At 67.1% G+C, this 26,121-nt stretch carries 26 protein-coding genes; 5 read left to right on the top strand and 21 right to left on the bottom strand.

What is annotated here, in order from left to right; genetic code table 11:
• Nucleotides 1–19: 19 nt before the first annotated feature.
• The 18 genes from hutU to ACQY8M_RS06515 form a co-directional block, all read right to left on the bottom strand.
• Nucleotides 20–1,714 carry a urocanate hydratase gene (gene hutU / locus ACQY8M_RS06430; RefSeq protein WP_428670031.1) on the bottom strand — a complete coding sequence of 565 codons (1,695 nt, stop codon included), beginning with the start codon at nt 1,712–1,714 and terminating at the stop codon, nt 20–22.
• A 9-nt stretch (nt 1,715–1,723) separates the two neighbouring features.
• On the bottom strand, nt 1,724–3,229 hold the full coding sequence (gene hutH / locus ACQY8M_RS06435; RefSeq protein ID WP_428675319.1) for a histidine ammonia-lyase: 1,506 nt from the start codon (nt 3,227–3,229) through the stop codon (nt 1,724–1,726).
• A 127-nt stretch (nt 3,230–3,356) separates the two neighbouring features.
• A complete protein-coding gene (locus tag ACQY8M_RS06440) occupies nt 3,357–4,949 on the bottom strand; it encodes an FAD-binding oxidoreductase (RefSeq protein ID WP_428670033.1) in 1,593 nt (530 codons plus the stop codon).
• Between the two features lie 41 nt (nt 4,950–4,990).
• Nucleotides 4,991–5,857: a TauD/TfdA dioxygenase family protein gene (locus tag ACQY8M_RS06445; RefSeq protein ID WP_428670035.1), complete on the bottom strand. Its 867-nt coding sequence runs from the start codon at nt 5,855–5,857 to the stop codon at nt 4,991–4,993.
• A gap of 48 nt (nt 5,858–5,905) precedes the next feature.
• Complete coding sequence (locus tag ACQY8M_RS06450; protein WP_428670037.1) at nt 5,906–6,916, bottom strand: alpha/beta hydrolase family protein; 1,011 nt, start codon at nt 6,914–6,916, stop codon at nt 5,906–5,908.
• Nucleotides 6,913–7,254 (bottom strand): histidine triad nucleotide-binding protein, encoded by a 342-nt coding sequence (locus tag ACQY8M_RS06455; RefSeq protein WP_428670039.1) that lies wholly within the window; start codon nt 7,252–7,254, stop codon nt 6,913–6,915. The genes ACQY8M_RS06450 and ACQY8M_RS06455 overlap by 4 nt, the downstream gene beginning before the upstream one ends.
• 5 nt (nt 7,255–7,259) lie before the next feature.
• The gene (locus tag ACQY8M_RS06460) at nt 7,260–7,646 is read right to left on the bottom strand and encodes a phosphoribosyl-ATP diphosphatase (protein WP_428670041.1); all 387 of its coding nucleotides are present in this window, start codon (nt 7,644–7,646) and stop codon (nt 7,260–7,262) included.
• A gap of 57 nt (nt 7,647–7,703) precedes the next feature.
• On the bottom strand, nt 7,704–8,477 hold the full coding sequence (hisF, locus tag ACQY8M_RS06465) for an imidazole glycerol phosphate synthase subunit HisF (RefSeq protein WP_428670043.1): 774 nt from the start codon (nt 8,475–8,477) through the stop codon (nt 7,704–7,706).
• The gene (gene hisA, locus ACQY8M_RS06470; RefSeq protein WP_428670045.1) at nt 8,477–9,205 is read right to left on the bottom strand and encodes a 1-(5-phosphoribosyl)-5-[(5-phosphoribosylamino)methylideneamino]imidazole-4-carboxamide isomerase; all 729 of its coding nucleotides are present in this window, start codon (nt 9,203–9,205) and stop codon (nt 8,477–8,479) included. Before hisA ends, hisF begins: the two co-directional genes overlap by 1 nt.
• A gap of 48 nt (nt 9,206–9,253) precedes the next feature.
• Nucleotides 9,254–9,511, bottom strand: a complete 258-nt coding sequence (locus tag ACQY8M_RS06475; RefSeq protein WP_428670047.1) for a hypothetical protein — start codon at nt 9,509–9,511, stop codon at nt 9,254–9,256.
• 91 nt (nt 9,512–9,602) lie between these two features.
• Nucleotides 9,603–9,821, bottom strand: coding sequence for a type II toxin-antitoxin system HicA family toxin (locus ACQY8M_RS06480; RefSeq protein ID WP_428670049.1), 219 nt, complete (start codon nt 9,819–9,821; stop codon nt 9,603–9,605).
• Nucleotides 9,814–10,020, bottom strand: coding sequence for a type II toxin-antitoxin system HicB family antitoxin (locus ACQY8M_RS06485; protein ID WP_428670051.1), 207 nt, complete (start codon nt 10,018–10,020; stop codon nt 9,814–9,816). The genes ACQY8M_RS06480 and ACQY8M_RS06485 overlap by 8 nt, the downstream gene beginning before the upstream one ends.
• 59 nt (nt 10,021–10,079) lie before the next feature.
• Entirely contained in the window at nt 10,080–11,084 is a 1,005-nt protein-coding gene (locus ACQY8M_RS06490; RefSeq protein ID WP_428670053.1) for an ABC transporter ATP-binding protein, read from the bottom strand.
• Nucleotides 11,081–11,539: a nuclear transport factor 2 family protein gene (locus tag ACQY8M_RS06495; RefSeq protein WP_428670055.1), complete on the bottom strand. Its 459-nt coding sequence runs from the start codon at nt 11,537–11,539 to the stop codon at nt 11,081–11,083. The genes ACQY8M_RS06490 and ACQY8M_RS06495 overlap by 4 nt, the downstream gene beginning before the upstream one ends.
• A 13-nt stretch (nt 11,540–11,552) precedes the next feature.
• On the bottom strand, nt 11,553–12,518 hold the full coding sequence (locus ACQY8M_RS06500) for an ABC transporter ATP-binding protein (protein WP_428670057.1): 966 nt from the start codon (nt 12,516–12,518) through the stop codon (nt 11,553–11,555).
• Nucleotides 12,515–13,429 (bottom strand): ABC transporter permease, encoded by a 915-nt coding sequence (locus tag ACQY8M_RS06505; protein ID WP_428670059.1) that lies wholly within the window; start codon nt 13,427–13,429, stop codon nt 12,515–12,517. The genes ACQY8M_RS06500 and ACQY8M_RS06505 overlap by 4 nt, the downstream gene beginning before the upstream one ends.
• Complete coding sequence (locus ACQY8M_RS06510) at nt 13,426–14,424, bottom strand: ABC transporter permease (RefSeq protein WP_428670061.1); 999 nt, start codon at nt 14,422–14,424, stop codon at nt 13,426–13,428. Before ACQY8M_RS06510 ends, ACQY8M_RS06505 begins: the two co-directional genes overlap by 4 nt.
• Nucleotides 14,425–14,518: 94 nt before the next feature.
• Nucleotides 14,519–16,099: an ABC transporter substrate-binding protein gene (locus ACQY8M_RS06515; RefSeq protein ID WP_428670063.1), complete on the bottom strand. Its 1,581-nt coding sequence runs from the start codon at nt 16,097–16,099 to the stop codon at nt 14,519–14,521.
• A 68-nt stretch (nt 16,100–16,167) separates the two neighbouring features.
• On the opposite strand from ACQY8M_RS06515, the gene ACQY8M_RS06520 reads away from it, so the two are divergent.
• Nucleotides 16,168–17,364: a M20 aminoacylase family protein gene (locus ACQY8M_RS06520; protein ID WP_428670065.1), complete on the top strand. Its 1,197-nt coding sequence runs from the start codon at nt 16,168–16,170 to the stop codon at nt 17,362–17,364.
• 71 nt (nt 17,365–17,435) lie between these two features.
• On the opposite strand, the gene ACQY8M_RS06525 is transcribed toward ACQY8M_RS06520, so the two are convergent.
• Nucleotides 17,436–18,443 carry a hypothetical protein gene (locus ACQY8M_RS06525; RefSeq protein WP_428670067.1) on the bottom strand — a complete coding sequence of 336 codons (1,008 nt, stop codon included), beginning with the start codon at nt 18,441–18,443 and terminating at the stop codon, nt 17,436–17,438.
• 166 nt (nt 18,444–18,609) lie between these two features.
• Nucleotides 18,610–20,184 carry an ABC transporter substrate-binding protein gene (locus ACQY8M_RS06530; RefSeq protein ID WP_428670069.1) on the bottom strand — a complete coding sequence of 525 codons (1,575 nt, stop codon included), beginning with the start codon at nt 20,182–20,184 and terminating at the stop codon, nt 18,610–18,612.
• Nucleotides 20,185–20,361: 177 nt separating this feature from the next.
• Here ACQY8M_RS06530 and ACQY8M_RS06535 point away from each other — a divergent pair, with 177 nt between their 5' ends.
• Entirely contained in the window at nt 20,362–21,906 is a 1,545-nt protein-coding gene (locus ACQY8M_RS06535) for an acetolactate synthase large subunit (protein ID WP_428670071.1), read from the top strand.
• A complete protein-coding gene (gene trmB / locus ACQY8M_RS06540; protein WP_428670073.1) occupies nt 21,903–22,586 on the top strand; it encodes a tRNA (guanosine(46)-N7)-methyltransferase TrmB in 684 nt (227 codons plus the stop codon). The genes ACQY8M_RS06535 and trmB overlap by 4 nt, the downstream gene beginning before the upstream one ends.
• A gap of 6 nt (nt 22,587–22,592) precedes the next feature.
• On the opposite strand, the gene ACQY8M_RS06545 is transcribed toward trmB, so the two are convergent.
• Nucleotides 22,593–23,807, bottom strand: a complete 1,215-nt coding sequence (locus ACQY8M_RS06545; RefSeq protein WP_428670075.1) for an MFS transporter — start codon at nt 23,805–23,807, stop codon at nt 22,593–22,595.
• A 228-nt stretch (nt 23,808–24,035) separates the two neighbouring features.
• Here ACQY8M_RS06545 and rimP point away from each other — a divergent pair, with 228 nt between their 5' ends.
• The gene (gene rimP, locus ACQY8M_RS06550) at nt 24,036–24,545 is read left to right on the top strand and encodes a ribosome maturation factor RimP (RefSeq protein ID WP_428670077.1); all 510 of its coding nucleotides are present in this window, start codon (nt 24,036–24,038) and stop codon (nt 24,543–24,545) included.
• A 27-nt stretch (nt 24,546–24,572) separates the two neighbouring features.
• Nucleotides 24,573–26,111: a transcription termination factor NusA gene (gene nusA, locus ACQY8M_RS06555; protein ID WP_428670079.1), complete on the top strand. Its 1,539-nt coding sequence runs from the start codon at nt 24,573–24,575 to the stop codon at nt 26,109–26,111.
• The last annotated feature ends 10 nt before the right edge of the window (nt 26,112–26,121 follow it).

A 26,121-nucleotide genomic window follows, 5' to 3' on the forward strand; every position in this document is an offset into this window, starting at 1 on the left:
GCGTCCCGCTCGCTCATGACTATGAGCGAGGGGGACGCTCGCGGTCCGGAAGATCAAGACTGGGAAGACTCAGGCCCTTCTCCCTTGCGCACTCGATCGCGGTCTCGTAGCCCGCATCGGCGTGGCGCATCACGCCCGTCGCCGGGTCGTTCCACAGCACGCGCGCGATCCGCCTGGCTGCTTCCGGAGTGCCGTCGCACACGACCACCATGCCGGCATGCTGCGAGTAGCCGATCCCGACGCCGCCGCCGTGATGCAGCGACACCCAAGTCGCCCCCGAAGCGCAGTTCAGCAGCGCGTTGAGCATCGGCCAGTCGGACACGGCATCGCTGCCGTCCTTCATCGACTCGGTTTCCCGGTTGGGGCTGGCGACCGAGCCCGAATCGAGATGGTCGCGGCCGATCACGATCGGCGCCTTGAGCTCGCCCTTCGCCACCATCTCGTTGAAGGCCAGCCCGAGCCGGTCGCGATCGCCCAGCCCGACCCAGCAGATGCGCGCCGGCAGGCCCTGGAACCTGATCCGCTTGCGCGCCATGTCGAGCCAGTTGTGCAGGTGCTTGTTGTCGGGCAGCAGCTCCTTCACCTTCTCGTCGGTGCGATAGATGTCCTCGGGATCGCCCGACAGGGCGGCCCAGCGGAATGGCCCGATGCCGCGGCAGAACAGCGGCCGTACATAGGCCGGCACGAAGCCGGGGAAGGCGAACGCGTCGGACACGCCTTCCTCGAGGGCCATCTGGCGGATGTTGTTGCCGTAATCGACTGTCGGCACGCCGAGCTTGTGGAACTCGAGCATGGCGCGGACATGCGCGGCCATCGACTGCTTCGCCGCTTTCGCCACGGCGGCCGGAGTCTTGGTCCGGCGATCCTCCCAATCGGCAAGGCTCCAGCCGGCCGGCAGGTAGCCGTTGCCGGGGTCGTGCGCCGACGTCTGATCAGTGACGCAATCAGGCCTTACGCCCCGGCGCAGCAGCTCGGGCAGGATCTCGGCCGCGTTGCCGAGCAGCGCGACCGATGTGGGCTTCTTGTCCGCCGTCGAGCGCTGGATGATCGCCAGCGCGTCGTCGAGGTCCTTGGCCCGGCAGTCGACATAACCGGTGCGCAGGCGGAACTCGATGCTGCTCGGCCGGCATTCGATGGCAAGACACGAAGCGCCGGCCATCGTGGCCGCCAAGGGCTGGGCGCCGCCCATGCCGCCCAGGCCCGCGGTCAGGATCCAGCGGCCGGCGAGGCTGCCGCCATAATGCTGGCGGCCCATCTCGACGAAGGTCTCGTATGTGCCCTGCACGATGCCCTGGCTGCCGATATAGATCCATGAGCCCGCCGTCATCTGGCCGAACATCATCAGGCCCTTGCGGTCGAGCTCGTTGAAATGCTCGAGGGTCGCCCAGTGCGGCACGAGATTGGAGTTGGCGATCAGCACGCGCGGTGCATCGGGGTGTGTGCGGAAAACGCCGACCGGCTTGCCCGACTGCACGAGCAGCGTCTGGTCGTCTTCGAGGCTGCGCAGCGAGGCCACGATGCGGTCGAAGCTCTGCCAGTCGCGCGCGGCACGGCCGACGCCGCCGTAAACCACCAGCTCGCTCGGCTTCTCGGCGACATCGGGGTCGAGGTTGTTCATCAGCATGCGCAAGGGCGCCTCGGTGAGCCAGCTCTTGGCCGACAAGGTCGTGCCGTGCGGCGCACGGATCTGGCGGTCGTTGTCGATGCGGCTCATGGGTCCTCGTCAGGCGCAAAGGGTCGGGAGGCGGTCGAGGCCGGCAGCTTCGACGACGGCGCGGCTGCGGATCATTCTGGTCGCGGCCTGTTGGTCCGGATGCAAGGCACGGTCCTCGTCGAGATGCGGCACTTCGCGGCGCAAGAGAATGCGCACCGCTTCGAGCGGAGGACTGGAGGCGAGCGGGCGGTGGAAGTCGCAACCTTGCGCGGCGGCGAGCAATTCGATCGCGATCACCGTTCCGATATTGTCGGCCATGTCCATCAAGCGGCGTGCGCCGTGGGCCGCCATCGAGACATGGTCTTCCTGGTTGGCCGAGGTCGGGATCGAATCGACGCTGGCCGGATAGGCGCGCTGCTTGTTCTCCGACACCAACGCCGCCGCCGTGACCTGCGGGATCATGAAGCCAGAGTTCAGGCCTGGCCTCGGTGTCAGGAAGGCGGGCAGGCCCGACAGGGCGGGATCGACCAGCATGGCAATGCGCCGCTCGGCCAGCGAGCCGATCTCGCAGATCGCAAGCGCGATCACGTCGGCGGCGAACGCTACAGGCTCGGCGTGGAAGTTGCCGCCGGAGAGCGCCTCGCCTGTCTCGGGGAAGATCAGCGGATTGTCGGTAACGCCGTTGGCCTCGGTTTCGAGCGTCGCCGCCGCCTGGCGCAGCAGGTCGAGCACCGCGCCCATGACCTGCGGCTGGCAGCGCAGGCAGTACGGGTCCTGGACCCGCTCGTCGCCGACGAGGTGCGAGGCGCGAATGGCCGAGCCGGCCATCAGGCCACGCAGCGCGTCGGCCGTGTCGATCTGGCCGCGATGGCGCCGCAGTCGGTGGATTCGCGGGTCGAACGGTGCGTCGGAGCCGCGCGCGGCGTCGGTCGACAGGGCGCCGGTGACCAGCGCCGACTGGAACAGCGTCTCGCACTCGAACAGGGCCGCCAGCGCATAGGCGGTCGAGAACTGTGTGCCATTCAGCAGCGCCAGCCCTTCCTTTGCGCCGAGCGACAGCGGCTGCAGGCCCGCATCGGCGAGAGCTGTCGCGGCCGGCAAGACCTTGCCGTCGACGATCATCTCACCGACACCGATCATCGTCGCCGACATGTGGGCCAGCGGCGCGAGATCGCCCGACGCGCCGACCGAGCCCTGGCAGGGCACGATGGGCGTCAGTCCCCTCGCAAGCAGAGCTTCGAGCAGGCGCACCGTCTCCAGCCGCACGCCCGACGCGCCTTGTGACAGGCTGGCGAGCTTGAGCGCCATCATCAGCCGCGCGACCGGAACCGGCATCGGCGCGCCGGCGCCCGCCGAATGCGACAGCACGATGTTGCGCTGGAGCGTGGCGAGGTCCGCGGGCGGGATGTGGACGTTGGCGAGCTTACCGAAGCCGGTGTTGATGCCGTAGACGGGCACTCCCTTGGCGATGATCGCCGCGACGGCAGCCGCCGATCGTTCGATCACCGCATGGCAGGCCGGATCGAGCGTAGGCATCGCCCCGCGGTAAATGTCGCGCCAGCCGCGTAACGTCATCTCTCCGGGGATCACTGGCGCCTCCAGACCCGCTGATGCCAGGCCTTCCAGTCGATGATGTCGGCGGCATCGAGGCTCAGCACCTCCGCCGTCTTGCAAGCACGGACGATGTGACTGTCGTTGGGGCTCACGGATCGATCAGCACACCGGGATTCATCATGCCCTTCGGGTCGAGCTCGCGCTTGGCGCCGCGCAGCGCCCTCGCGAACAGTTCGGGCCGCTGCTTGTCGTAAAACGGCCGATGGAAGCGTCCGACCGCGTGATGGTGCGTGGTCGTGCCGCCATGCTCGACGGTCGCGACGGTGCAGGTCGACAGCACCTCCATGAACTGCTCGAGCCCCTTCGCCTTGTCGAGCATGCCGCCGAAGGTGAAATAGAGGCACGGCCCGTCGGGGTAGACATGCGTGAAGCGGCAGGTGACGGTGCCTTCGCGGCCGGTCACGCGCTTGATCGTGTCCCTGGTGATCTTCGTGATCTTCGCGTGGAAATCAGGCACGCGCTCCCAGGTCATCGCGGTCTCGAATGTCGAGGAGAGAATGCCGCGCGCCACCGCATGCTCGCCGTAATGCGGCGCCCGGATGAAGCGGTTGCGCCACGCGCCGGCCGCGCCCGAGCGATGGGCATTCGCATCGTCGGGGTCGGATTGGTCGGCCACGCCACCATGGTCGGCGCAGATCTCCAGCGCGCGCTTCATCCAGGCATCGAGCGGGTGGTCCGCCGATTCGAAGGCCAGGACGAGCACGGCCTCTTCATTGATCCAGGGAATGCCCGGCAGCGCCTCGCGCGCCTCGAGCAGACGGCAATTGGCGGGGTAGAGGCCGGCCTGGGTGATGCCTCGCACCGCCTCGGCGCCGGTGAAGAAATCCTTGAAGCGCACCGAAGCGGAAGAACGAAAGGTCGGCTTCATGCGCAGCCGCACCCAGGCTTCGGTGATGATGCCCAGGATCCCCTCGGAGCCGAGGACCATGCGGTCGGGGCTCGGCCCGGCGCCGGAGCCCGGCAGGCGCCGAGTCTCCAGCGCGCCGGCCGGCGTGATCATGCGCGTGCTTTCGACGAAATCGTCGATGTGGGTGTAGAGCGTGGCGTAATGCCCACCGGAGCGCGTGGCGATCCAGCCGCCGAGCGTCGAGCAGCGATAGGCCTGCATGTAATGTCGCATGGTGAGCGGCGTGTTGCGTAGCGCGTCCTCGATCGCGGGCCCATAGATGCCGCCCTGGATACGCGCGGCCTGGCTCACCTCGTCGACTTCCAGGATCTTGTCCATGTGGCGCATCGAGATCGTCACGACCTTGTCGAACGAGGCCTGGGGCTCGATGCCTTTCACGACCGATGAGCCGCCGCCATACGGAATCGCCTTGGCGCCGATGGAATCGCACCAGTCGAGCACGCGGACGATGTCCTGCTCGTTCTCAGGGAAAGCCACGGCGTCGGGCGGGTTGGGCACCGATCGCATGAACATGCGCCAGGTGTCGAAGCCTGCCTTGCCATAGGAGTGCTCGAGTCGTGTCAGATGATCGGTCTGCACGATCGACTGCAGCGCCGAGGGTACTTCGACCCGCGGCTTGCGCAGCGTGATCTCCTCCGGCTTGGGCGCCGGTGTCACATCGAACCCGGGGACCCTGTAACGCTCCGCGAGTTCCGCCTCCCACGGCTTGATCTCGTCGGCCGACAGGTCTTCGTCGGCATAGCCCCACGCATAGAACTTCTTCTGGCGTCTCATGGCGTTTCCTTGGTTCTGTGGCCGCGGAGGAAGCGGCGGTACTACGCGGCGAAGGCGATGGGCGCGCCGCTGCCCTTGATCTGGGTGCGATGCATGATGCGCCGTGCCTCGCCGTCGAACGGGTCGCGGCGATGCATGGTCGAGCGGTTGTCCCACATCACGAGATCGCCCAGTCGCCAGACATGCTCGTAAAGGAACTGCGGCTGGGTGCAGTGCGCCCACAGGTCCTCAAGCAAGGTGTCGGACTCCTCGCGCGCGAGGCCTTCGATGTAGGAATTGCGCCGCCGGCCGAGATAGAGTGTCGGCCGGCCGTTGGCGGGATGCTTCAGGATCGCCGGATGCCAGGCGCCCGGCGCCATCATCGGATCGTCGGTCGGCGTCACGCCTTTGCGCAGGTAGCCGCCGGAATTGTAGGTGCCGTCATGCTTGACCCGGCGGTTGCCGAGGCGCCGGCGCAGGTCCGCCGGCAGCGCGGCGCAGGCGGCCTGCATGCCGCAGAACCAGGTGTTGCCGCCGGAGGGCGGGATCTCGAGGGCATAGAGCATCGAGGCGTCGGGCGGCTCGTCGAGATAGCTCATGTCGGTGTGCCACACCGCCTCGCCGGCGCCGAGCGCGCCGATCGGATCGCCGTTCTCGTCGAGCACGTTGGACACGACATAGACCTCGGGATAGCCGGGTGGGCTGATCCGGCCACGCTCCTGGTTGGGCGGCGGATCGAGCTCGCCGAAGCGCCGGCTGAAAGCCAGCAGGTCGTCGTCGCCGAGCTGCTGGCCGCGCAGGAGGATCACCGAATGCTGGTGCCAGGCGCGTTCCACCGCGGCGAACTCAGCCTCGGTCATTGCCTTGAGATCGACGCCGATCACTTCGACGCCGACTGCGTCGGTCAGCGGGCGCAGGGTCACAGCCATCGTTTCCTCCGTTCCTGGCGGGAATGATCGGCCGACCGTAGGGCGCGATCAAGCGCCCAGCACGAACCGCAGCCAGCTCGCGAGCTTGTCGGCCACGGCGGGCGCCAGCGGCCCGACGAAGCCGGGGTCTATGGCGCTGGTGACCGGCTTGAGATTGTGGCTCACCGCCGGGAAGACAATTGCCTCGCCCGGCTTGCCGCGCCTGGCCAGCGCATCGATCAGCGGCTGGATGTCGTCCATCGGCACGACCTGAGCGTCGGCGCCACCGTGCAGCAGCAGGCAGGCTATATCGAGAGTCGCCACAGTCTGCGCGGGATCGAAGGTCAGGATGCCGCGAAAGAACGGGCCAGCGTAGGGCGGAAAGATGAGCTGAAGCTCGGCCGGCGTGTCGGCCGGGACGTGACCGGTGTCGAGGATGGCCTTCATGATGCGCTCGGAGGCAGCGCTGTATTGCGGACCCGTGCGGGAGACCTGCGCTCGCACGATGTCGATCAGCGGCCGGCCGGGCGTGCCCGCCAGCACCAGAGCGTAGGGTGCGCGCTTGCCCATCGCCGCGGCGGCGGCGAGGGCAAGCAGCCCGCCTTCGCTGTGACCGAGCAGCGCGGTCGCGTATGGCTTGATCTCGTCGTGTCGCAGAAGCTCGGCGTGGGCGGCCATCACGTCGCCGACATAGTTGTCCCAGGCGTAGTAGCGTTCCTGCGCGTCGAGCCCGGCCGGCGACTGCTTCGCCGAAGCGGCGACGCCGCGCTTGTCGTAGCGCAGCGAAGCGATGCCGTTCCGCGCCAGAAGCTCGGCGATCAGCTTCAGGAGGTCGATGCGCAATGGCAGCAGGGAGTTGTTGCCGTCGCGGTCGGTCGGGCCGCTGCCGCCAATCAGCACGACGCCCGGCACCCGCTGCAACTCGCTGGCCAGGGGCAGCAGCAGCGTCCCATGGAGCTCGACGCCGCCCGCGCCGGGGAAGCGCAGCAGCCGCTGCTTCGTGCCCATCGGATATTTCTGCGCGGCTGCCGCGGGAGCGGCAAGCGCGGCCGCACCCGTCAGCAGCGCGCGGCGCTTCATGTCCGAGGGCCGCTCAATATATGAACGTGGAAGTGGAACACGACCTGGCCGCCGCCGGGGCCGACGTTGGAGCTAACGCGATAGCCGTCGGCGACCCCCAACTGCTCGGCGACCTTGGTCACAGCGCGCCAGAAGCCCGCGACCGTTTCCGGCGGCGCTGACTGCGAGAAATCGATCAGCGAGACGTACTCGCCCTTGGGAATCGCCAGCACATGGACCCGTGCCTTGGGACGGATGTCATTGAAGGCGAGCGCGAACTCGTCCTCGTAGACCTTGGTGCAGGGGGCTTCTCCGCGCAGGATTCTGGCGAAGATGTTGTTGCGGTCATAGAGCGGCATGGCCGCTATTTCTGCTTCCGCCCGGCCTTCTCCGCAATGCCCGACAGACCCTCGCGCCGCGCCAGTTCCGCCCATATGGCGGCCGGCTGGACACCGACCGACGCCCAGAGCGTCAGCAGATGATAAAGCATGTCGGCGCTCTCGCCCACGAGCTTGGGCTTGTCGCCGCGAATGCCTTCGATCAACGTCTCGACAGCCTCTTCGCCGAGCTTCTTGGCGATCTGCTGGCGGCCGCGGCTGAACAGGCGGGCGGTATAGGAGGTGTTGGGGTCGGCGCCCTTGCGGCTGTCGATTACCTCATACAGCCGGTCGAGCACGTGCTCTCCGGCGGCGCTGCCGTTCTGCTCGCTCTTCTTGAGCGCATTCTTGCTGGCTTTCTTCTTCTTGGCCATTGAGGGGTACTCTGTAGCGCCTCTTGGATGGGCGCAGAGACCCACTCTACGCCAAAATCACGCCGTGCGCGAGATTTGCCGGATGGGAACGCCTGCTTGTGCCAAATGTTCCTTGGCCTGCGCAATTGTGAACTCACCGAAATGGAAGATCGACGCGGCGAGCACGGCAGATGCGCCGCCCTTGATGACTCCGTCGACAAGGTCGTCGAGCGTGCCGACGCCGCCCGAGGCCACGACCGGCACCGTCACCGCGTCCGACACTGCCCGCGTGAGGGCGAGGTCGAAGCCCGACTTGGTGCCGTCATTGTCCATCGAGGTGATCAGTATCTCGCCCGCACCGTGGTCGGTCATGCGCCGCGCCCAGTCGATGGCGTCGAGCCCGGTGCCCTTGCGCCCGCCCACCGTGAAGACTTCCCATTTTCCCGGCGAGGTCTGGCGTGCGTCGATCGACACGACGATGCACTGGTCGCCGTATTTCGTGGCGGCCTCGCGCACGAACTCCGGGCGGGTCACGGCGGCGGAGTTGATCGCGACCTTGTCGGCGCCGGCCAGCAGGAGGCGGCGGATATCCTCGATCGTTCGTACGCCACCGCCCACCGTCAGCGGCATGAAGCACTGCTCCGCGGTGCGGCCGACCACGTCGAGGATCGTATCTCGATTCTCGTGGCTGGCGGTGATGTCGAGGAAGGTGAGCTCGTCGGCGCCGGCGGCGTCGTAGACCCGAGCTTGCTCGACCGGGTCGCCGGCATCGCGCAGGTCGACGAACTGCACGCCCTTGACCACGCGGCCGTCCTTGACGTCGAGGCAGGGGATGATGCGGACCTTGAGCATCACTCGCCCTTCAGCACGCGGATGGCATCGGGCACCGTCACCCGGCCGTCATAGAGGGCGCGGCCAACGATGGCGCCGATGATGCCGTGCTCCTCGGTCGGCTTCAGCTCACGCAGGTCGTCGAGCGAGCTGACCCCGCCCGAGGCGATGACCGGCGTGGTGAGGTGCTGGGCGAGGGTGATCGTCGCGTCGATATTGACGCCGCCCATCGCGCCGTCGCGGTCGATGTCCGTGTAGATGATGGCGGCGACGCCGGCATCCTCGAAGCGTAGCGCCAGGTCGAGCGCGCGCACCGTGCTCTGCCTGGTCCAGCCGTCGACCGCGACGATGCCGTCCCGCGCATCGATGCCGACTGCGACCTGGCCCGGCCACTGCTTGCAGGCAGCCTTGACCAGCCCCGGCTCCTTGACCGCAACGGTGCCCAGGATGACCCGCTTCACCCCGGCGTCGAACCACTGGGCAATGCTCTCGATGGTGCGGATGCCGCCCCCGAGCTGGGTCGGCACCTCGACCGCCTCCAGGATCTCGACCACCGCCGCACGATTGACCGGATGGCCCTCGACCGCGCCGTTGAGATCGACCAGATGCAGCCATTCGCAGCCGGCGTGCGCGAACGCTTTGGCCTGGGCCGCCGGGCTGTCATTGAACACCGTGGCGCGCGCCATGTCGCCACGCAGCAAGCGCACGCACTTGCCGTCCTTGAGGTCGATCGCGGGAAAAAGGATCATCGCGGCGCTGGATTAGCGCGTCGGATGATCTCTGTCATCCGCCAGCCGTCACCGGCCGACGGGCTGCACCGCGAGCTCCGTCGATCGCTTGGCAAGCGTCGACTCGATGGCGCGGCGATCCAGGCGGGTCTTGTCGTCGCCCTCGATCAGCCAGGCGACGCCGCCGGCACGAAAAACCTGATTGGCCCGGCGCAAGGCATCGTCGAGCGCCTCATAGGCCGCCGGCAGGAGCCTGTGCTTGGCGGCCTTGAATTCCTTCTCGGTGGTGCAGACATAGCCGACGGTCCACCAAAGCCTATAGGTCATGCGAGTTCCCCTCGACCCTGTATGGACCGAAGCTCACCCTACCTCTTTCCGCCGGCCACGGCGAATGCGGGACGGAGTAGGCGCTCAGGGACTACCTGAGCGCCGTCAGGAAGTCTTCCACTGCAACGCCAGCCTGCTTTAGCACCCCGTTCAGGGTGCCGGTCTTGAGTTCCTTGTGATCTGGCACCACGCATCCGACGGACCCGCGACTGAGGATCACATGGCTTCCGCGTTGGCGTCTTACCGTAAAGCCGAGCTTTTCGAGCGCGCGAATGACTTCCCGCCCCGAAGCGCGCGGTAGACTAGGCATTGACGGCCACTTCGAACGTCGTGATCAACGATCGCCCGCGAGCCGGAAGCGGGAACTCTTCGAGAAAGAGTTCCGTAGCCTCGCGAAGATTGGCTACCGCCTCATCGATCGTCTCTCCCTGGGACGTTGTGCCGGTTTCTGGATTGGAGGCCGTGTAACCGCCCTCAGGATCAGGAATAAGAACGGCCGTAAGCTGCATGTCCGCCTCCTTGCGCCCCGAAGTTAATTATCGCTGGGATATCCTTCAATGCCCAGCCACTACCGGTCGTTCAGGTGGCAGGCGCTCATATGGCCCGGCGCGACTTCCCGGATCGCGGGGCGTTCGATCTTGCAGCGATCGAAGGCGTGCGGACAGCGGGGGTGAAAGGCGCAGCCGGGCGGCGGGTCGAGCGGCGAGGGCAGCTCGCCGGCGATCGGCTTGTAGGTGCGCTGGTGCGCCTCGAGCTTGGGCACCTCGGCCAGCAGGGCCTGGGTATAGGGATGGTTGGGATGGGCGAACAGCTCGTCTGCCGGTGCGATCTCGACCAGGCGGCCGAGATACATGATCGCCACCCGGTCGGAGAGATGCTCGACGACCGCGAGATTGTGGCTGATGAAAAGATAGGTGAGGCCGAGCCGCTGGCGCAGCTCCATGAACAGGTTCAGCACCTGCGCCTGGATCGAGACGTCGAGCGCTGCCACCGCTTCGTCGCAGACGATGAAGGCGGGCTTCACCGCCAGCGCGCGGGCGATGCCCACCCGCTGGCGCTGGCCGCCGGAGAACTGGTGCGGGTATCGGCTCGCATAGATCGGGTCGAGGCCGACCTGGAGCAGCGTCTCGGCGACGTACTCGGCCTGGCGATTGCGCGCGACCATCCCATGCACCCTCGGCGCCTCGCCGACGATCTCCGACACGCGCAGCCGCGGATTGAGCGAGGCGAACGGGTCCTGGAAGATCATCTGCACGGCGAGCTGCCAGGCCTGCCTGTCGCTCGTGCCCATCGCGGCGACATCCTGGCCACGCCACAGCATGGCGCCCGCAGTCTGCGGCAGGATACCGGCCACGATGCGGCCGAGCGTGCTCTTGCCGCAGCCCGATTCGCCCACCAGGCCGACGACCTCGCCCTCGCCGACGTCGAGATCGACGTCGGACACGGCCTGCACGACCGTCTCGCGCACGCCGGCGCCAAAGGCATTGGCGATCCTGCCGGCGAGATCGACGCGCTGGACGAAGCGCTTGGTGATGCCGCGCAGGGAGAGGATAGGACCTCCCGCTGCCGTCATTTGAGCGGCGTTTCCTGGTACAGCACGCTCAGCCATTTGCCGTTGCGCTTGACGTAGACGCTGGACGACAGAACCTTGAGCGTCGTGGGCGGCGAGCCCTTGTAGGAGCTCGTGTAGGTGACGCGATAGAGCAGCGTTGCCACGTCCGGAGTCAGCATGCGCACCGCAAAGGTCGGCTCGATCTTGATGTCGCCGACCATCGTGTAGTCGGCCATCAGCTCCATCATCTGCCGCTTGTTGAAGCGTGTGCCGTCGCCGAAGATCAGCAGCGCATCGTCGGCCAGGAAGTTGCGCATGCCGTCGAAGTTGCGGTCGCGCATGAAATCCCAGCTTCCCTTTTCGAGCGCCATCAGCTCGTCGCGCAGCTGCGCCACCTCGGGCGTTTGGCCGAAGGCCGCCGGGCCGGCGACCAGCGCAACCATGCCGGCGATCAACGAGGAACGTCTTGCAAGCATCTCCACCTCCGTTTCAGGCCGCGGCACGCCAGCAGCGCGCCCAATGGCCGGGCTGGTGCTCCTCCAGCGCTGGCATCTCGTTGCACTTGTCGATCGCGATCGGGCAACGCGCCTTGAAGGCGCAGCCGCGCGGCAGCTTGAGCAGCGACGGCGTCATGCCGGGGATCTGGGTGAGTTTGTGGCCGCGCGTGTTCTGCGACGGCACCGAGCCGATCAGCCCCTTGGTGTAGGGATGCATCGGCCGCTCGATCACGTCGGCCGTGCTGCCGGTCTCGACGATGCGGCCAGCGTACATCACGGCGATGCGGTCGGCGAGGCCGGCCACCACCGCGAGATCGTGGGTCACCCAGATCATCGCCGTGCCCGACTCGCGGCACAAGCGCTGGGCCTCGAACAGGATCTGGCCCTGGATCGTGACGTCGAGCGCCGTGGTCGGCTCGTCGGCCACGATCAGCTTTGGCTTGTGCAGCAGCGCGATGGCGATCGCCACCCGCTGGCGCATGCCGCCGGAGAACTGGTGCGGATAGGCGCGCAGCCGCTCGTCGGGCGAGGCGATGCCGACCTGCACCAGCGCGGCGCGCGACCGCGCCAGCGCCTCGGCGCGGCTCACGTTCGAATGCGCCTGGACCGTCTCGATCATCTGGGTATCGACCCGAAGGACCGGATTGAGGGTCATCATCGGGTCCTGGAAGATCATCGCGACCTCTGCGCCGCGGACGGCGCGGAGGCGCTCCGGCGATGCGGTGGTCAGCTCCTCGCCCCCGAGACGGATCGAGCTGCCCACGACGATACGGCCCGGCGGATCGATCAGGCCCAGGATTGAAAAACCGGTCACGGTCTTGCCCGATCCGGATTCGCCGACCAACCCCAGGATCTCCCCCGGGGCCACCTCGAAATCGACGCCGTCGACCGCCTTGGCGACGCCTTCCTTGGTGAAGAAATGCGTGCGCAGGTCGCGGACGCTGAGCGTCGCGCTCATCGCAGGTTCCGCGGGTTGAGCACGTCGCGCAGATGGTCGCCGGCGAGGTTGATGCCGATGATGGCGATGGCCAGCGCCACGCCGGGGAAGAAGCTGATCCAGTAGCTGCCTGAGAGCAGGAATTCGAAGCCGTTGGAGATCAGCATGCCGAGCGACGGCTGGGTCACCGGCACGCCGACGCCGAGGAAGGACAGCGTCGCCTCGAGGGCGATGGCGCGCGCCAAGGTGATGGTGGCGATCACGATCAGCGAGGGCATGCAGTTGGGCAGCATGTGGCGGAACACGATGCGCCATGCCGGCAGCGCGAGGCAGGTCGCTGCCTCGACATATTCCTTGTTGCGCTCGACGAGGGCAGCGCTGCGGGCGGCACGTGCGAAGTAGGCCCATTGCACCAGGATCAGCGCGACCAGCACCTTGTCGATGCCCTTGCCCAGGATGGACAGAAGGATCAACGCCACCAGGATCGCGGGAAAGGACAGCATGATGTCGACGACGCGCATCAGGAACGCATCGAGCTTGCCACCGGCGTAGGCAGCGACGAGACCGACCACGATGCCGATCGCCAGCGCAGCCACCACCGAGACCGAGCCGACCATCAGGCTGATCCGCATGCCGTAGAAGATCGCCGACATCATATCGCGCGCCTGGCCGTCGGTGCCCAGCCAGTAGGTCATCCTGCCGTCGCCCGACACGGTGCCGGGCGGCGACTTGGCATCGAGCAGGTCGAGCGCGCCGATGTCGAACGGGTTCTGCGGCGAGATCCACGGCGCGAACAGCGCGACGAAGGCCGACAGCAGCACGAGCACGAGGCCAAACACCGCGAGGCGATTCTCGCAGAAGTCCGAGACGACGCGGCGGAACGGCGACTGCACCGGTGCGGCGGCGACCGGATCGAGCGCGGCGTCGGTCATGAGCCGCGGCCTTCGAGGCGAACCCGCGGGTCGAGCACCGAATAGAGCAGGTCGACAGCGAGGTTCAGCAGCACGAAGAAGAAGACGATGACCACCAGGTAGGCCACGACCACGGGGCGGTCGAGCAGCAGGATCGAATCGATCAGCAGCTTGCCGACGCCCGGCCAGGAGAAGATCGTCTCGGTGACCACGGCGAAGGCGACGGTCTGGCCGAACTCCAGCCCGCTCACCGTGGCGATCGGGATCATGATGTTCTTCAGCACGTGCACGCCGACGATGCGGCTTTCGCTCAGGCCCTTGGCACGGGCGAACTTCACATAGTCCATCGGCAGCACTTCGCGCGCGGTGGCGCGGGCCAGGCGCACGATCAGCGCGCCCTTGTAGAGCGAGAGGGTGATCGCCGGCAGCAGCAGGTGAAGCAGCCCGTCAGCGGTGAGGAAGGAGAGCTTGACGCCCAGCACATCGACGGTCGCGCCGCGGCCCGACGCGGGCAGGCGGGGCCACCAAGGTATGAGGTCGGGCAGCAGCACGGCGAAGACCATGATCAGCATCAGCCCGACCCAGAAGTTGGGCAGCGAGAAGCCCAGGATCGAGCCCGTCATGATCGCCTTGGAGCCCGGCGTGTGGGGCCGCAGCCCGGCATAGACGCCCATCGGCAAGCCGATCGCGAGCGACAGCACCAGCGAGGCGAAGGCGAGCTCGAGCGTTGCGGGGAAGCGCTCGAAGATCAGCCCCATCGCGGGCTGGCCGGCGAGGAAGCTCTTGCCGAAATTGCCGTGGATAGCGTCGTTCATGAACACGAGATATTGCTGCCACATCGGCAGGTCGAGGCCGAGCGTCTTGCGCACCGCCTCGCGCTCGAGCTCGCTGGCATCCGGGCTGATCATCATCGCGACCGGATCGCCGATCAGGTAGATGCCGGCGAAGACGAGCGCCGACATCACGATCATGACCAGCCCCGCCTGCATCAGCCGGCGGATGATGTAGACGATCATTTGCTGGGAGCGCGGCTCTCCAGAGCCGCTCTTTCTTCGGTCTTCGACATCCAAAGAGCGGCTCTGGAGAGCCGCGCTCCCAGCGAAGACATGGCTATTTCGCCGGCTTCACGCCGACGGCGAGCGTGTTCTGGTCGGCTCGGCCTTCGTAGGTGAGCCCCTTCTTCATCGCCCACACCGAGAGCTCGAAGTGGATCGGGATCAGGCCGTGGTCCTGCTGGATCGCGATCTTGCTCGCTTCGGCCAGCAGCGCCTCGCGCTTGGCGTCGTCGACGGTGACCAGCGCCTCCTCGAGCTTGGCATCCATCGCCTTGTTCGAGTAGCGGCCGGAATTGGTCGTGCCCATGCCCTTCGGACGGTCCGGCGTGGCAAGCAGCGCTTTCAGCGCGTTGCTGAGTTCGCCGGTGCTGGCGCCCCAGCCCGCCATGTAGGCCGAGTACTTGAAGCTGTCGCGGTTCTTGAAGAACACGGGCGGCGCGGCGGCATCGACCTCGGTCTTGACGCCGATGCGGGTCCACATCGCGGCGACCGCCTGGGCGATCTTGAGGTCGTTGATGTAGCGGCCGTTCGGTGTGCCGAGCGTGATCGAGAAGCCGTTGGGATAACCCGCCTCGGCCAGCAGCGTCTTGGCCTTCGCCTGATCGTACGGGTCGACCGGCGTGTCCTTCCTCGTCCCGCCCATCGGATAGGGCAGCAGGTCGCCGGCCGGCACCGCGACGCCTTCCATGATCTTGTCGGCGATGCCCTTGCGATCGATCGCGATCGACAACGCCTCGCGCACCCGCTTGTCGAGCAGCGGGTTCTTGCCGTTGGTGTCGGGAATGGCGATCGGCGGCTCGCCGTGCTGGTCGAGATGAATGTAGATCACGCGATTGGATATGGCGCGATCGAGATGGATCTTCGGATCGGTCTTGAGCTTGGCGAGGTCGGTCGTCGGCGGATCCTCGATCAGATCGACGTCGCCCGACAGCAGCGCGGCGACGCGCGCGGTGTTGTTGCTGAGCGGCCGCAGGATCACCTTCGACCACGCCGGCTTCTCTCCCCAGTAGCTGTCGTTGCGCTCGCCGACGATGCGGCTGCCGCGCTGCCATTCGACGAACTTGAACGGGCCGGTGCCGACCAGGCCGTTGCCGGCATTGAGCTCGGCCGAGGTCTTGCCTTCGGCCGCCGGGCCCGCCATCGCCTTTTTCGACAGGATCGGCAGGGCGGCGAGATCGAGCGGCAGCAGCGGCGCGGGGCCGTTGGTGTGGATGCGCAACGTCAGCGGATCGACGATCTCGAAGCTCTTCATCGAGCGCGTGTAGATCGTGTAGGGCCCGGGACTGTTGGGCACCTTGGGCACCCGCTCGTAGGTGAACACGACGTCCTCGGCGGTGAAATCCGAGCCGTCATGGAACTTGACGCCGGGGCGCAGCTTGATCTCCCAGGTCGTGTCGCCGATCGGCTTCCACGACAGGGCAAGCGCCGGCTGCGGCTTGAGGCTGGCATCCTGCTTGACCAGCGCGTCGAAGAAATGCTGCGCCACCTGGATGTTGGGATTGAGCGTATGGAACTGCGGGTCGAGCGAGCTTGGTTCCGTCTTGATCCCGATCTTGAGTTCCTGTGCCGCTGCCGACAGGCTCATCAATACCAGGGCGCTCGCCGCGGCGGCGGCAAGCGTGCCGATCCTGCTCATCCCACTTCCTCCTACGCTGGTGTCGCAGTCTTATGGCAAGGCCTGGCGGCGGGGGCTAGTCTCCGGCCATGACCCATATCACCCCCGACCGTCTGGCTGGCCTCGCGGCCGAGCTGACCGCCATCCGACGCGACATTCATCGCCACCCGGAGACCGCCTTCGAGGAGACGCGCACGGCCCAGATCGTCGCCGACAAGCTGACCTCGTGGGGCATCGAGATCCATCGCGGCCTCGCCACCACCGGCGTGGTCGGCACGCTCAAGGGCACGCGGCCGGGCCAGAAGACGATCGGCTTGCGCGCCGACATGGATGCGCTGCACCTGCAGGAAAAGAACGACTTCGACTACGCCTCGTCGATTCCCAACAAGATGCACGCGTGTGGTCATGACGGCCATACCACCATGCTGCTGGGCGCGGCCAGGCACCTCGCCGCCGAGCCGGACTTCGCCGGCACCGTGCATTTCATTTTCCAGCCGGCCGAGGAGGGTCTCGGCGGGGCGCGGGTGATGATCGAGGAAGGGCTGTTCGACAGGTTCAACTGCGACGCCGTCTACGGCATGCACAACATGCCGGGCTACGAGAAGGGCCACTTCGCCATCCGCACCGGTCCGATGCTCGCCTCGTCGGACAGCTGGGAGGTGACCTTCAAGGGCACCGGCGGGCACGGCGCCATGCCCGACCGCGGCACCGACCCGACCTATGTCGCGGCGCAGTTCATCGTCGCGGTGCAAGGCATCATCGGCCGCAATGTCGTCTCGACCCAGCCGGCGGTGCTCAGCGTCGGCCACATCCATGCCGGCACGCCGGGCTCGCCCAACGTCATCCCGTCCGAGGTGTTGGTGAAGGGCACCGCGCGCAGCTTCTCGGCCGAGGTGCGCGACCTGCTGCAGCGCCGCCTGGCCGAGGTCGCCGACGGCATCGCCCGGGCGGGCGGCTGCGAGGCGATCTCGAAGTACCATCGCCGCTACCCGGCGCTGGTCAACGCGGTCGACCAAACCCGGATCGCGGTCCAGGCGGCGGCGCTGACCGTCGGTCGCGAGAACGTCAATGCCAGCGCCGCGCCGCTCGCCGGTGCCGAGGACTTCGCCTTCATGCTCGAGAAGAAGCCCGGGGCGTACATCATGATCGGCAACGGCGGCACGGGCGAAGGCGGCTGTCAGAACGTCCATTCGCCGCTCTACGATTTCAGCGACGAGATCCTGACGACCGGCGCGGCCTACTGGGTCAACCTCGTGCAGGTCGAGCTGGGCGACGCGGCCGCATAGTCCCGATCCCACGGCGCGAGAGGCGGGCTCCAGCGGCTCGTCCGGAGAGGGGCTTCGATGCGATGGGTACCCTATGCCGATATCGCAACGATCAGGATGTAACCGACCAGTGTGAGTGCCTGCGTTGCCAGGTCGACGCGGCTTCTTCTGCCGGCTTGCCCAACGTCATCGGTTCGAGATGAGGCGCGCTGTGCATTGGCGGCCCAGATGAAGCTCAGGAAGAAGGCGAGCGTGACGACGAAGGAATAGGCATAGAGCTTGTCCAGAAAGGTGAGGTAGGGAACCGAGGGGAGGTTCTCGCGATAGCTCTGCTGCATGAGCGCAATGGTGAGCAGGATCGTAGGCGGTACGGCAAGCCGTTCGGATACCAGTGAGCCGCTCAGCGACGGCGTCAACAGCATGATAAGCATCACGACCGTCAATGGCAGAACCCATTTCACCGCTGCCGCATAGTTGTTTGCGGTGTAGTAAACGTTGAAGACGGCGCGGCTTTCGGTGGCCGCGGCTCCCCCGACGATCTTCGTGCTGCGCTTGTAGGCCTCATCCACGAAGGCCCACCGATCGAGATCATAACCACTCAGCCCGGCGCGCGACCCGAGTTCGGCGCCATCTGGGACGACCGCTACTCGAAGCTCGCGGCCAAGCAGCTCGGCAGCTCCGACCCTCGGCTCGACGACGACGGACAGCGTTATTCCACCGAAGGGAAAGTGCTGGTAGTCGATTTCGTTGGCGTAGAACGTGGCGGCAAACTGATACCCACTGTACTGCCTGCCGCTCGCCAGCCTGGCGTGCCCGTGGGTAAGCTGATCGATCGTCGAGTCCCACGGATTGAGGCGGTTCTGGAACAGGATGAGGTCGATCGGCTTGATGTTGCGCGCGTCCAGCGCGCCAGCCAGTTCGTCGCTGTAGGACAGCCAGAGGGTGCCATCCACCGAGAAGGTCTTCTCCCGGGTCGAAAATCCCGAGATGTTGTCGAGCCGCATCGCTATGGCGATCGTGGCCGGATCGGCAGCGGAGCCCGTCGCCGGCACCAAGAAGCCCACGATGAACATCCCTCGCCAGAGGAGCAGCAACGTCATTGATCGAATCCAGCGTGACATGATGAGGACGTCCTGGGCGAATGCTGGCCTTGACGAGGGGCGCCGGCCGGAGTCTGCGACAGTTCCGACCGATCTGCCACCGCCTCGAGGCATCGACACGGCGCTTTCGCGGGCCAGCGTCGATCTTGCCGGCCAACTCGGCCTCTTACGGCGCGGCCCTCGGCTGGACGAATTGCGCCAGCGTCGCCTGGTCGGCGCGGCCGGCATAGGCGAGGTCGCGGCGCATCGCCCAGACCGACAGCTCGAAGTGCAGCGGCAGCACGCCGTAGTCGGCGATCACCAGCCGGCTTGCCTCCTGCAGCAGCGCCTCGCGCCGGGCGTCGTCGACGGTGCGCATCGCCTCTTCCAGCCTCGCGTCCATCGCGGGATTGGAATAGCGGCCGCGGTTGGTGCCACCCATGCCCTTCTCGCGGTTGGGCGTGGCGACCAGCGCACGCAGCGGGTTGGACATCTCGCCCGAATCGCTGCCCCAGCCGGAAAGGTAGGCGCTGTACTTGAACTCGTCGCGGTTCTTGAAGAAGACCGGCGGCGCCGTCGCCTCGACCTCGGTCCTGACGCCGATGCGGCTCCACATCGATGCCACCGCCTGCGCCACCTTGAGGTCGTTGATGTAGCGGCCGTTGGGCGTGCCCAGCGTGATCGAGAAGCCGTTGGGATAGCCCGCGCCGGCCAGCAGCATACGGGCGGCGGCGGGATCGAAACTGTCGGGACCGGTGTCCTTCGAGGTGCCGAATGCGGGCGACGGGAGGAAGTCGCCGGCGGGCAGGGCGACGCCTTCCATGATCCTGTCGACGATCGCCTTGCGGTCGATCGCCTGGCTCAGCGCCTGGCGTACGGCCTTGTCCTTCAGCGGGTTCTTGCCGTCGGCGTCGGGGATGCCGGGCGACGGCTCGGCGAAGTGGTCGAGCGCGATATAGATGACCCTGCTCGACACCGCCTCGGCGAGGGCGAGCTTCGGTTCCTGCCTGAGCCTGGGCAGGTCGGCGGTCGGCGGGTCCTCGATCAGGTCGACGTCGCCGGCCAGCAGCGCGGCGAGGCGCGAGGCGGCGTTGGTCAGCGGCCGGAACGTCACCTTCTCCCACGTGGGCCTCGGTCCCCAGTAGGCGTCGTTGCGCGCCAGCACCAGGTCGCCGCCGCGTTTCCAGTCGACGAACCTGAACGGCCCGGTGCCGACCAGCCCCTCGCCGCGGTTGAGCTCCGCCGTCGTCCTGCCTTCCGGCGCCGCGCCGGCCGCGGCGGTGTGCGACAGGATCGGCAGGCCGGAGAGGTCGAGCGGCAGCAGCGGCGCGGGCGAGGCGGTCGAGAGGCGCAGGGTGAGCGGATCGACGATCTCCAGCCGCGTCACCTGGCGCGTGATCAGGGTGAAGGGCGAGGGGCTGTTCGGCACCTTGGCCGCGCGATCGAAGGTGAAGGCGACGTCCTGGGCGGTGAAGGGCGAGCCGTCGCTGAACGTCACCCCAGGTCGCAGCTTGAACTCCCACACCGTGTCGCCGACCGCCTTCCACGACAGTGCCAGCGCCGGGACCGGCCGCTGCTGCGCATCCTTGGCGACCAGCGGATCGAACAGGTGCTGGGCGATCTGATTGTTGGGACCGAGATTGTGGTACTGTGGGTCGAGCGAGCTCGGCTCGGTCTTCAGCCCGATCCGGAGCTCCTGGGCCAGAGCCGGCAGCGCAAGCGACAGCAGTGCGGCGGCGAGAAGGAATACGCGGCTCTTCATATCACGTGACTCTCGGCAGCCGGGACGGCATTGGCAACGCGACAGGACGACCAATGCACGGAAACCGGGCGTCTCCAGCCCAGCGCGAAATCCTGTCCTGAATCGGCGTGGCTTCATGCCGGGCTACGGCTTAGGGTGGCGGCCCAATTTCAACCCGAGCGGCGGGGAGCTGCGGCAATGAACGGTGCGGAAAGTCTGGTTCGGACCCTGGTGAAGGGCGGCGTCGAGGTGTGCTTCGCCAATCCCGGCACGTCGGAAATGCACTTCGTCGGCGCGCTCGACCGGGTCGAGGGCATGCGCTGCGTCCTTGGCCTGTTCGAAGGCGTCTGCTCGGGCGCGGCCGACGGCTATTACCGCATGACGGACAAGCCCGCCTCGACCTTGCTGCATCTCGGGCCGGGCCTCGCCAATGCCGCAGCCAACCTGCACAACGCCAAGAAGGCGGGCTCCGGCGTCGTCAATATCGTGGGCGAGCACGCGCTCTATCATATCAAGTACGACACGCCGCTGACCGCCGACATCGAGGGCATCGCCCGGCCGTTCTCGCATTGGGTCAAGACGTCACCGACCTCCAAGACCGTGGCCGGCGACGGCGCGCTTGCCATCCAGGCCGCGCGGGTGGCGCCGGGCCAGATCGCGACGCTGATCCTGCCCGCCGACACGGCCTGGACCGAGGCCGACGGCCCGGCCGAGACGCCGGCGACGCCCGCTCCCGAGAAGCCGAGCCAGGAAACCGTGGTGGCTGCGGCCAAGGCACTGAAGAAGCCGAACGCGATGCTGTTCATCGGCGGCCGCGCGCTGCGGGCGCGCGGGCTCGAGCTCGCCGGCAAGATCGCGGCGAAGACCGGCTGCAAGGTCCAGGGCGCGGGCGGCACCGCGCGTATCGAACGCGGCGCAGGGCGTGTGCCGGTGCTGCGCCTGCATTTCGTGATCGAGGCGGCGCAGGCCCAGCTCAAGGGCACCGAGCAGATGGTGCTGTGCGGCGCCAAGGCGCCCTTCGCCTTTTTCGCCTATCCGGGCAAGCCGTCTGTGCTGACGCCGGACGGCTGCGAGACCATGACTCTTTGCCCCGTCGAGGGCGATCCGCTGGCCTCGCTCGAGGCGCTGGCGATGGAGCTCGACGCAATGAACGAGACGGCGGCAGGCGTTGCCCAGCCGCATCGGCCGGAGCGGCCGAAGGGCAAGTTCACGCTCGACGGTCTCGGCCAGGCGCTGGGAGCAACGATGCCGGAAGGCGCGATCGTGGTCGACGAATCGGTTACCACGGGGCGCGGCTTTTTCCCGTTCAGCGCCGGCGCGCCACCGCACGACTGGCTGAACAACATGGGCGGCTCGATCGGCTTCGGCGGGCCGGTCGCGGTCGGCGCCGCGGTCGCCTGCCCGGGCCGCAAGGTCATCTGCATGATCGGCGACGGCTCGGCGATGTACACGATCCAGTCGTTGTGGACGATGGCGCGCGAGAACCTCGACGTCTGCGTGATGATCTTCTCGAACCGCTCCTACAACATCCTCTACAGCCAGCTTGCCGATGTCGGCGCCGCCAATCCCGGCCCGCGCGCCATCGACATGCTGACGCTCGACCGGCCAACCTTGCAGTTCACCGACCTCGCCAAGGGCATGGGTGTTCCCGGCGGCAAGGCGCACGATCTCGAGGAGCTGACCAAGCAGCTGACCTACGCCATGTCGCAGAAGGGCCCGTACCTGATCGACGTGATCATGTGAGCGAGGAGCGTCAGCGCACCCTCTACGGCCGCCGCCGCGGCAAGAAGCTGCGGGCCGGCCAGGAGGCGCTGCTCGATACGCTGCTGCCCAGGCTTCTGGTTTCCGTCCCGCCGGAGCCCCAGAAGATCGACCCGGCGGCCCTGTTCGGCGGCGCGTGCGAGATTTGGCTCGAGGTCGGCTTCGGCGCCGGCGAGCATCTGGTGTGGCAGGCCGAGCAGCATCCCGACGTCGGGCTGATCGGCTGCGAGCCCTACATGAACGGCGTCGCCAAGTGCCTCGCGCATATCGAACGCACGGGCGTCGGCAACGTGCGCCTCTTCACCGACGATGCACGGCTGGTGATGGGCGCGCTGCCCGACCAGTCACTGTCGCGCGCCTTCGTCCTGTTTCCCGATCCGTGGCCCAAGACGCGTCACCACAAGCGGCGCTTCGTCCAACGCGACACGCTCGACATTCTGGCGCGCCTGCTGAAGCCCGGCTCGGAGCTGCGGCTGGCGACCGACGATCCGAGCTACCTGCCGTGGATGGTCGAGCATGCCTGCACCCATCCGGCCTTCATGTGGCTTGCTGAACGCCCGGCCGACTGGCGGAGCCGACCGGACGACTGGCCGCCGACGCGCTACGAACAGAAGATGCTTGCCGGGCACAAGCCCGTGTTTCTCCGCTTCCGGCGCGTCTGACGCGCTTCAGGCGTCTCTGACCGCGCCACGCGGCCGGAACAGCACCAGGATCGCCGCCGCGAGCTGCAGGGCGAGGCAGACCATCAGCGAGGTGCGGTAGCTGCCCGACAGGTCGTGCAGCACGCCCAGGATCGACGGCCCCGTCGCGGCGACGAGCTGGTTGATCGCGACGTTCAGGCTGACGGCGCGGGCGAAATCGCGACGCGGGAATTCCTGCTGCACGATCAGGCCCGGCAGGGTGATCAGGTTGCCGACGCCGAAGCCGAACAGGACGCAGCCGAGATAGAGCCCGAACAGCGACTCGCTCGACAGCAGCACGATCATCGCGCTGACCTGCACGCAGAGCACCGCGGCGCTGGCGGCACGGCGATCGACCCGATCGATCACCAGCCCGACCGCGAGCCGGCCGACCAGCGCCGACAGCGAGGTCGCGCTCACCGCCCAGCCCGCGCCCTTCAGGCCGAGCGTCGGCTCGAGATAGGCGACCTGGTGGGAGATGAAGCTGATCTGGGCCAGCAGCCCCAGCGAGAAGGCGCCGACCATCGTGAGGTAGCGGGGCTCGCGCAGGAGCTGACCGCGGCTCATTGGCTCGCCGCCGATGTCGTGCGCGGCGCTCGGTTCGTCGCCCGCGTCATGCTCGCCGTCACGGCGCGGCCGCAGCGCGAACAGCGCAAGCGGCCACAGCGTCGCCAGCACGAAAGCGACGGCGGCCATGCAGGCCGTTGCGAAGCCCAGCGTATCGATCGCCCAGGCGAAGGCCGGCGCGAACAGCAGCCCGCCGCAGGTGGCGCCGTTCAGGGCCAGGCTGGCGGCCAGCCCGCGCCGCCGGTTGAACCATTGCGCGATGATGGTGTTGATCGAGCCGCCGCCCATCGCCGCCCAGCCCGGGATCATGAGCAGGAAGGCGAGATAGAGCTGCCACGGCCGGTCGATGACGGTGAGGCAGAGCACTCCCACGCCCATCAGACCCGCGCCCGCGATCACCACCGGTCGTGCACCGCGTTTGTGGATGACATCGCCGACCTGCATCACGAGGAAGGCGCCGGCGATGTAGTAGAAGGTGACGGCCGAGGAGATCGTGGCCGGCGACCAGCCCTGCGCTTTTTGGAGAGCGACCAGATAGAGGCTGAGCCCGTAGAAGCCGAGCCCCCACCCATAGAGGGCGATGACGAAGGAGCAGAAGACGACCCACCAGCCGTGGTAACGCTTGTTGGTTTCCATCACCGCGGAATTTGGCACGGTGCAGCGACAGCGGCTGGCGGTTTTCGGAAATCACCAGGAAGTGCGGGCGAATGCCGGGAAATGCTTGCCAGCCGGCGCAACTGCGCCTATATCCGCGCCCATCCTCATCGGGTTCGCGGGACGAGCCAAACAAAAAGAGTGGGCCGAAAACCCGCTCTTTTCATTTGTCGGCCTTCCGTTCGCCCAAAGCCTCGAGAATCGCCCTTAGTGACCGATATCCTGCGTCGCATCGAAGACATCGTCGCCCCGACCATCGTCGGCATGGGCTTCGAGGTGGTTCGTGTCGCGATGAGCCGGGGGGGCGGCACCTTGCAGATCATGATCGAGCCCGCCGACGGCCGGCCGATGGATGTCGAGGATTGCGCGAACGTCTCGCGCGCCCTCTCGGCGGTGCTCGATGTCGAGGATCCGATTCCCGGCGCCTATACGCTGGAGGTGAGCTCGCCCGGAATCGACCGGCCGCTCACGCGCGAGAAGGACTATGTCCGCTGGGCTGGGCACATCGCCCGCGTGGAGACGCTGGAGCCCGTCGAAGGCAAGCGCCGCTTCAAGGGCATGCTCCTTGGACTGGAGAACGGCGCGGTACGGCTGAAGCTCGAGGACGGCAAGGAGGCGCTCGTGCCGCTGTCCATCGTGTCCCGCGCCAAGCTCGAATTGACCGACGCATTGCTCGACGAACACCGCCGCGCCCAGGAAGGCGCGGAACAGGCACATTGAGAATAAGGAAGCGAGAGGAAGACAATCATGGCAACGACTGCCGATATCCCGCGCATGGAGATGCTCCAGGTGGCCGACATGGTCGCCCGCGAAAAGGGCATCGAGCGCGAGGAAGTGCTCGAGGCGATGGAGCAGGCCATCCAGAAGTCGGGCCGCGCCAAGTACGGGTTGGAGCACGACATCCGTGCCGAGATCGACCGCAAGACCGGCGAGATCAAGCTGCTGCGCTACATGCAGGTCGCCGAGCCGATCGAGAACGAGAACACGCAGGTTTCCGTCGTCGAGGCCCAGCGCCGCAATCCCGAGGCCCAGGTCGGCGACTTCCTGACTGATGAGCTGCCGCCGATCGACTTCGGCCGCGTCGCCGCCCAGACCGCCAAGCAGGTGATCACCCAGCGCATGCGCGAGAGCGAGCGCAAGCGGCAGTACGAGGAATTCAAGGATCGCGTCGGCGAGATCGTGTCCGGTGTGGTCAAGCGCGTCGACTACGGCAACATCACCGTCGACCTGCAGCGCGCCGAAGGCGTGATCCGCCGCGACGAGACGATCCCGCGCGAGAGCCTGCGCGTGAACGATAGAGTGCGCGCCTACATCTTCGACGTGCGCGAGGAGCCGCGCGGCCCGCAGATCTTCCTGTCGCGCAGCCATCCTCAGTTCATGGCCAAGCTGTTCACCCAGGAAGTGCCGGAGATCTACGACGGCATCATCGAGATCAAGGCAGTGGCGCGCGATCCGGGCAGCCGCGCCAAGATCGCCGTGCTCTCCCACGACAGCTCGATCGACCCGATCGGCGCCTGCGTCGGCATGCGCGGCAGCAGGGTCCAGGCCGTCGTGCAGGAGCTGCAGGGCGAGAAGGTCGACATCATCCCGTGGTCGCCCGAGGTCGCGAATTTCATCGTCAATGCGCTGGCGCCGGCGGAAGTCAGCAAGGTGCTGATGGACGAGGAGACCACCAAGGCCGAGGTCGTGGTGCCCGACGACCAGCTCAGCCTGGCGATCGGCCGCCGCGGCCAGAACGTCAAGCTCGCCTCGCAGCTCACCGGCTGGGAGATCGACATCATGACCGAGGCCGAGGAGAGCGAGCGTCGCCAGAAGGAGACGCGCGAGCGCACCGAGCTGTTCAAGGAAGCGCTTGATGTCGACGACGTCATTGCCCATCTCCTCGTGGCCGAAGGCTACGCCGCGGTCGAGGATATCTCCGACTCCGCGGTCGAGGATCTGCAGACCGTCGAAGGCTTCGACGAGGACATTGCCAGCGAGCTGCAGCGCCGAGCGCGGGAATTCATCGAACGGCGCGACGCCGAGCTCGCCAACCGGCTGGGAGAGCTGGGCATGAGCGAGGAGGTGCGCGGCATGGAGGGGCTCACCCTGCCGATGCTGGTGGCACTGGGCGACAAGGGCGTGAAGTCGCTCGACGACCTGGGCGACCTGGCCTCGGACGAGCTGCGCGAGATCGTGGGCGAGAGCGCCATGGATGCCGACACCGCCAACGCCATCATCATGAAGGCGCGCGAGCATTGGTTCCCGGCCGAGGAAGCTGCCTCGGACGAGGCGGCCAAGGCCTGAAGAAGAGAAG

The sequence above is a fragment of the Reyranella sp. genome (assembly GCF_965279465.1).
In the GTDB taxonomy this organism is placed as follows: domain Bacteria; phylum Pseudomonadota; class Alphaproteobacteria; order Reyranellales; family Reyranellaceae; genus Reyranella.

Bases quoted from the DNA above. Each gene is read 5' to 3' on its own strand.
- hutU (WP_428670031.1), bottom strand. From the start codon at position 1,714: ATGAGCCGCATCGACAACGACCGCCAGATCCGTGCGCCGCACGGCACG.
- hutH (WP_428675319.1), bottom strand. From the start codon at position 3,229: ATGACGTTACGCGGCTGGCGCGACATTTACCGCGGGGCGATGCCTACG.
- ACQY8M_RS06440 (WP_428670033.1), bottom strand. From the start codon at position 4,949: ATGAGACGCCAGAAGAAGTTCTATGCGTGGGGCTATGCCGACGAAGAC.
- ACQY8M_RS06445 (WP_428670035.1), bottom strand. From the start codon at position 5,857: ATGGCTGTGACCCTGCGCCCGCTGACCGACGCAGTCGGCGTCGAAGTG.
- ACQY8M_RS06450 (WP_428670037.1), bottom strand. From the start codon at position 6,916: ATGAAGCGCCGCGCGCTGCTGACGGGTGCGGCCGCGCTTGCCGCTCCC.
- ACQY8M_RS06455 (WP_428670039.1), bottom strand. From the start codon at position 7,254: ATGCCGCTCTATGACCGCAACAACATCTTCGCCAGAATCCTGCGCGGA.
- ACQY8M_RS06460 (WP_428670041.1), bottom strand. From the start codon at position 7,646: ATGGCCAAGAAGAAGAAAGCCAGCAAGAATGCGCTCAAGAAGAGCGAG.
- hisF (WP_428670043.1), bottom strand. From the start codon at position 8,477: ATGCTCAAGGTCCGCATCATCCCCTGCCTCGACGTCAAGGACGGCCGC.
- hisA (WP_428670045.1), bottom strand. From the start codon at position 9,205: ATGATCCTTTTTCCCGCGATCGACCTCAAGGACGGCAAGTGCGTGCGC.
- ACQY8M_RS06475 (WP_428670047.1), bottom strand. From the start codon at position 9,511: ATGACCTATAGGCTTTGGTGGACCGTCGGCTATGTCTGCACCACCGAG.
- ACQY8M_RS06480 (WP_428670049.1), bottom strand. From the start codon at position 9,821: ATGCCTAGTCTACCGCGCGCTTCGGGGCGGGAAGTCATTCGCGCGCTC.
- ACQY8M_RS06485 (WP_428670051.1), bottom strand. From the start codon at position 10,020: ATGCAGCTTACGGCCGTTCTTATTCCTGATCCTGAGGGCGGTTACACG.
- ACQY8M_RS06490 (WP_428670053.1), bottom strand. From the start codon at position 11,084: ATGACGGCAGCGGGAGGTCCTATCCTCTCCCTGCGCGGCATCACCAAG.
- ACQY8M_RS06495 (WP_428670055.1), bottom strand. From the start codon at position 11,539: ATGCTTGCAAGACGTTCCTCGTTGATCGCCGGCATGGTTGCGCTGGTC.
- ACQY8M_RS06500 (WP_428670057.1), bottom strand. From the start codon at position 12,518: ATGAGCGCGACGCTCAGCGTCCGCGACCTGCGCACGCATTTCTTCACC.
- ACQY8M_RS06505 (WP_428670059.1), bottom strand. From the start codon at position 13,429: ATGACCGACGCCGCGCTCGATCCGGTCGCCGCCGCACCGGTGCAGTCG.
- ACQY8M_RS06510 (WP_428670061.1), bottom strand. From the start codon at position 14,424: ATGATCGTCTACATCATCCGCCGGCTGATGCAGGCGGGGCTGGTCATG.
- ACQY8M_RS06515 (WP_428670063.1), bottom strand. From the start codon at position 16,099: ATGAGCAGGATCGGCACGCTTGCCGCCGCCGCGGCGAGCGCCCTGGTA.
- ACQY8M_RS06520 (WP_428670065.1), top strand. From the start codon at position 16,168: ATGACCCATATCACCCCCGACCGTCTGGCTGGCCTCGCGGCCGAGCTG.
- ACQY8M_RS06525 (WP_428670067.1), bottom strand. From the start codon at position 18,443: ATGACGTTGCTGCTCCTCTGGCGAGGGATGTTCATCGTGGGCTTCTTG.
- ACQY8M_RS06530 (WP_428670069.1), bottom strand. From the start codon at position 20,184: ATGAAGAGCCGCGTATTCCTTCTCGCCGCCGCACTGCTGTCGCTTGCG.
- ACQY8M_RS06535 (WP_428670071.1), top strand. From the start codon at position 20,362: ATGAACGGTGCGGAAAGTCTGGTTCGGACCCTGGTGAAGGGCGGCGTC.
- ACQY8M_RS06545 (WP_428670075.1), bottom strand. From the start codon at position 23,807: ATGGAAACCAACAAGCGTTACCACGGCTGGTGGGTCGTCTTCTGCTCC.
- nusA (WP_428670079.1), top strand. From the start codon at position 24,573: ATGGCAACGACTGCCGATATCCCGCGCATGGAGATGCTCCAGGTGGCC.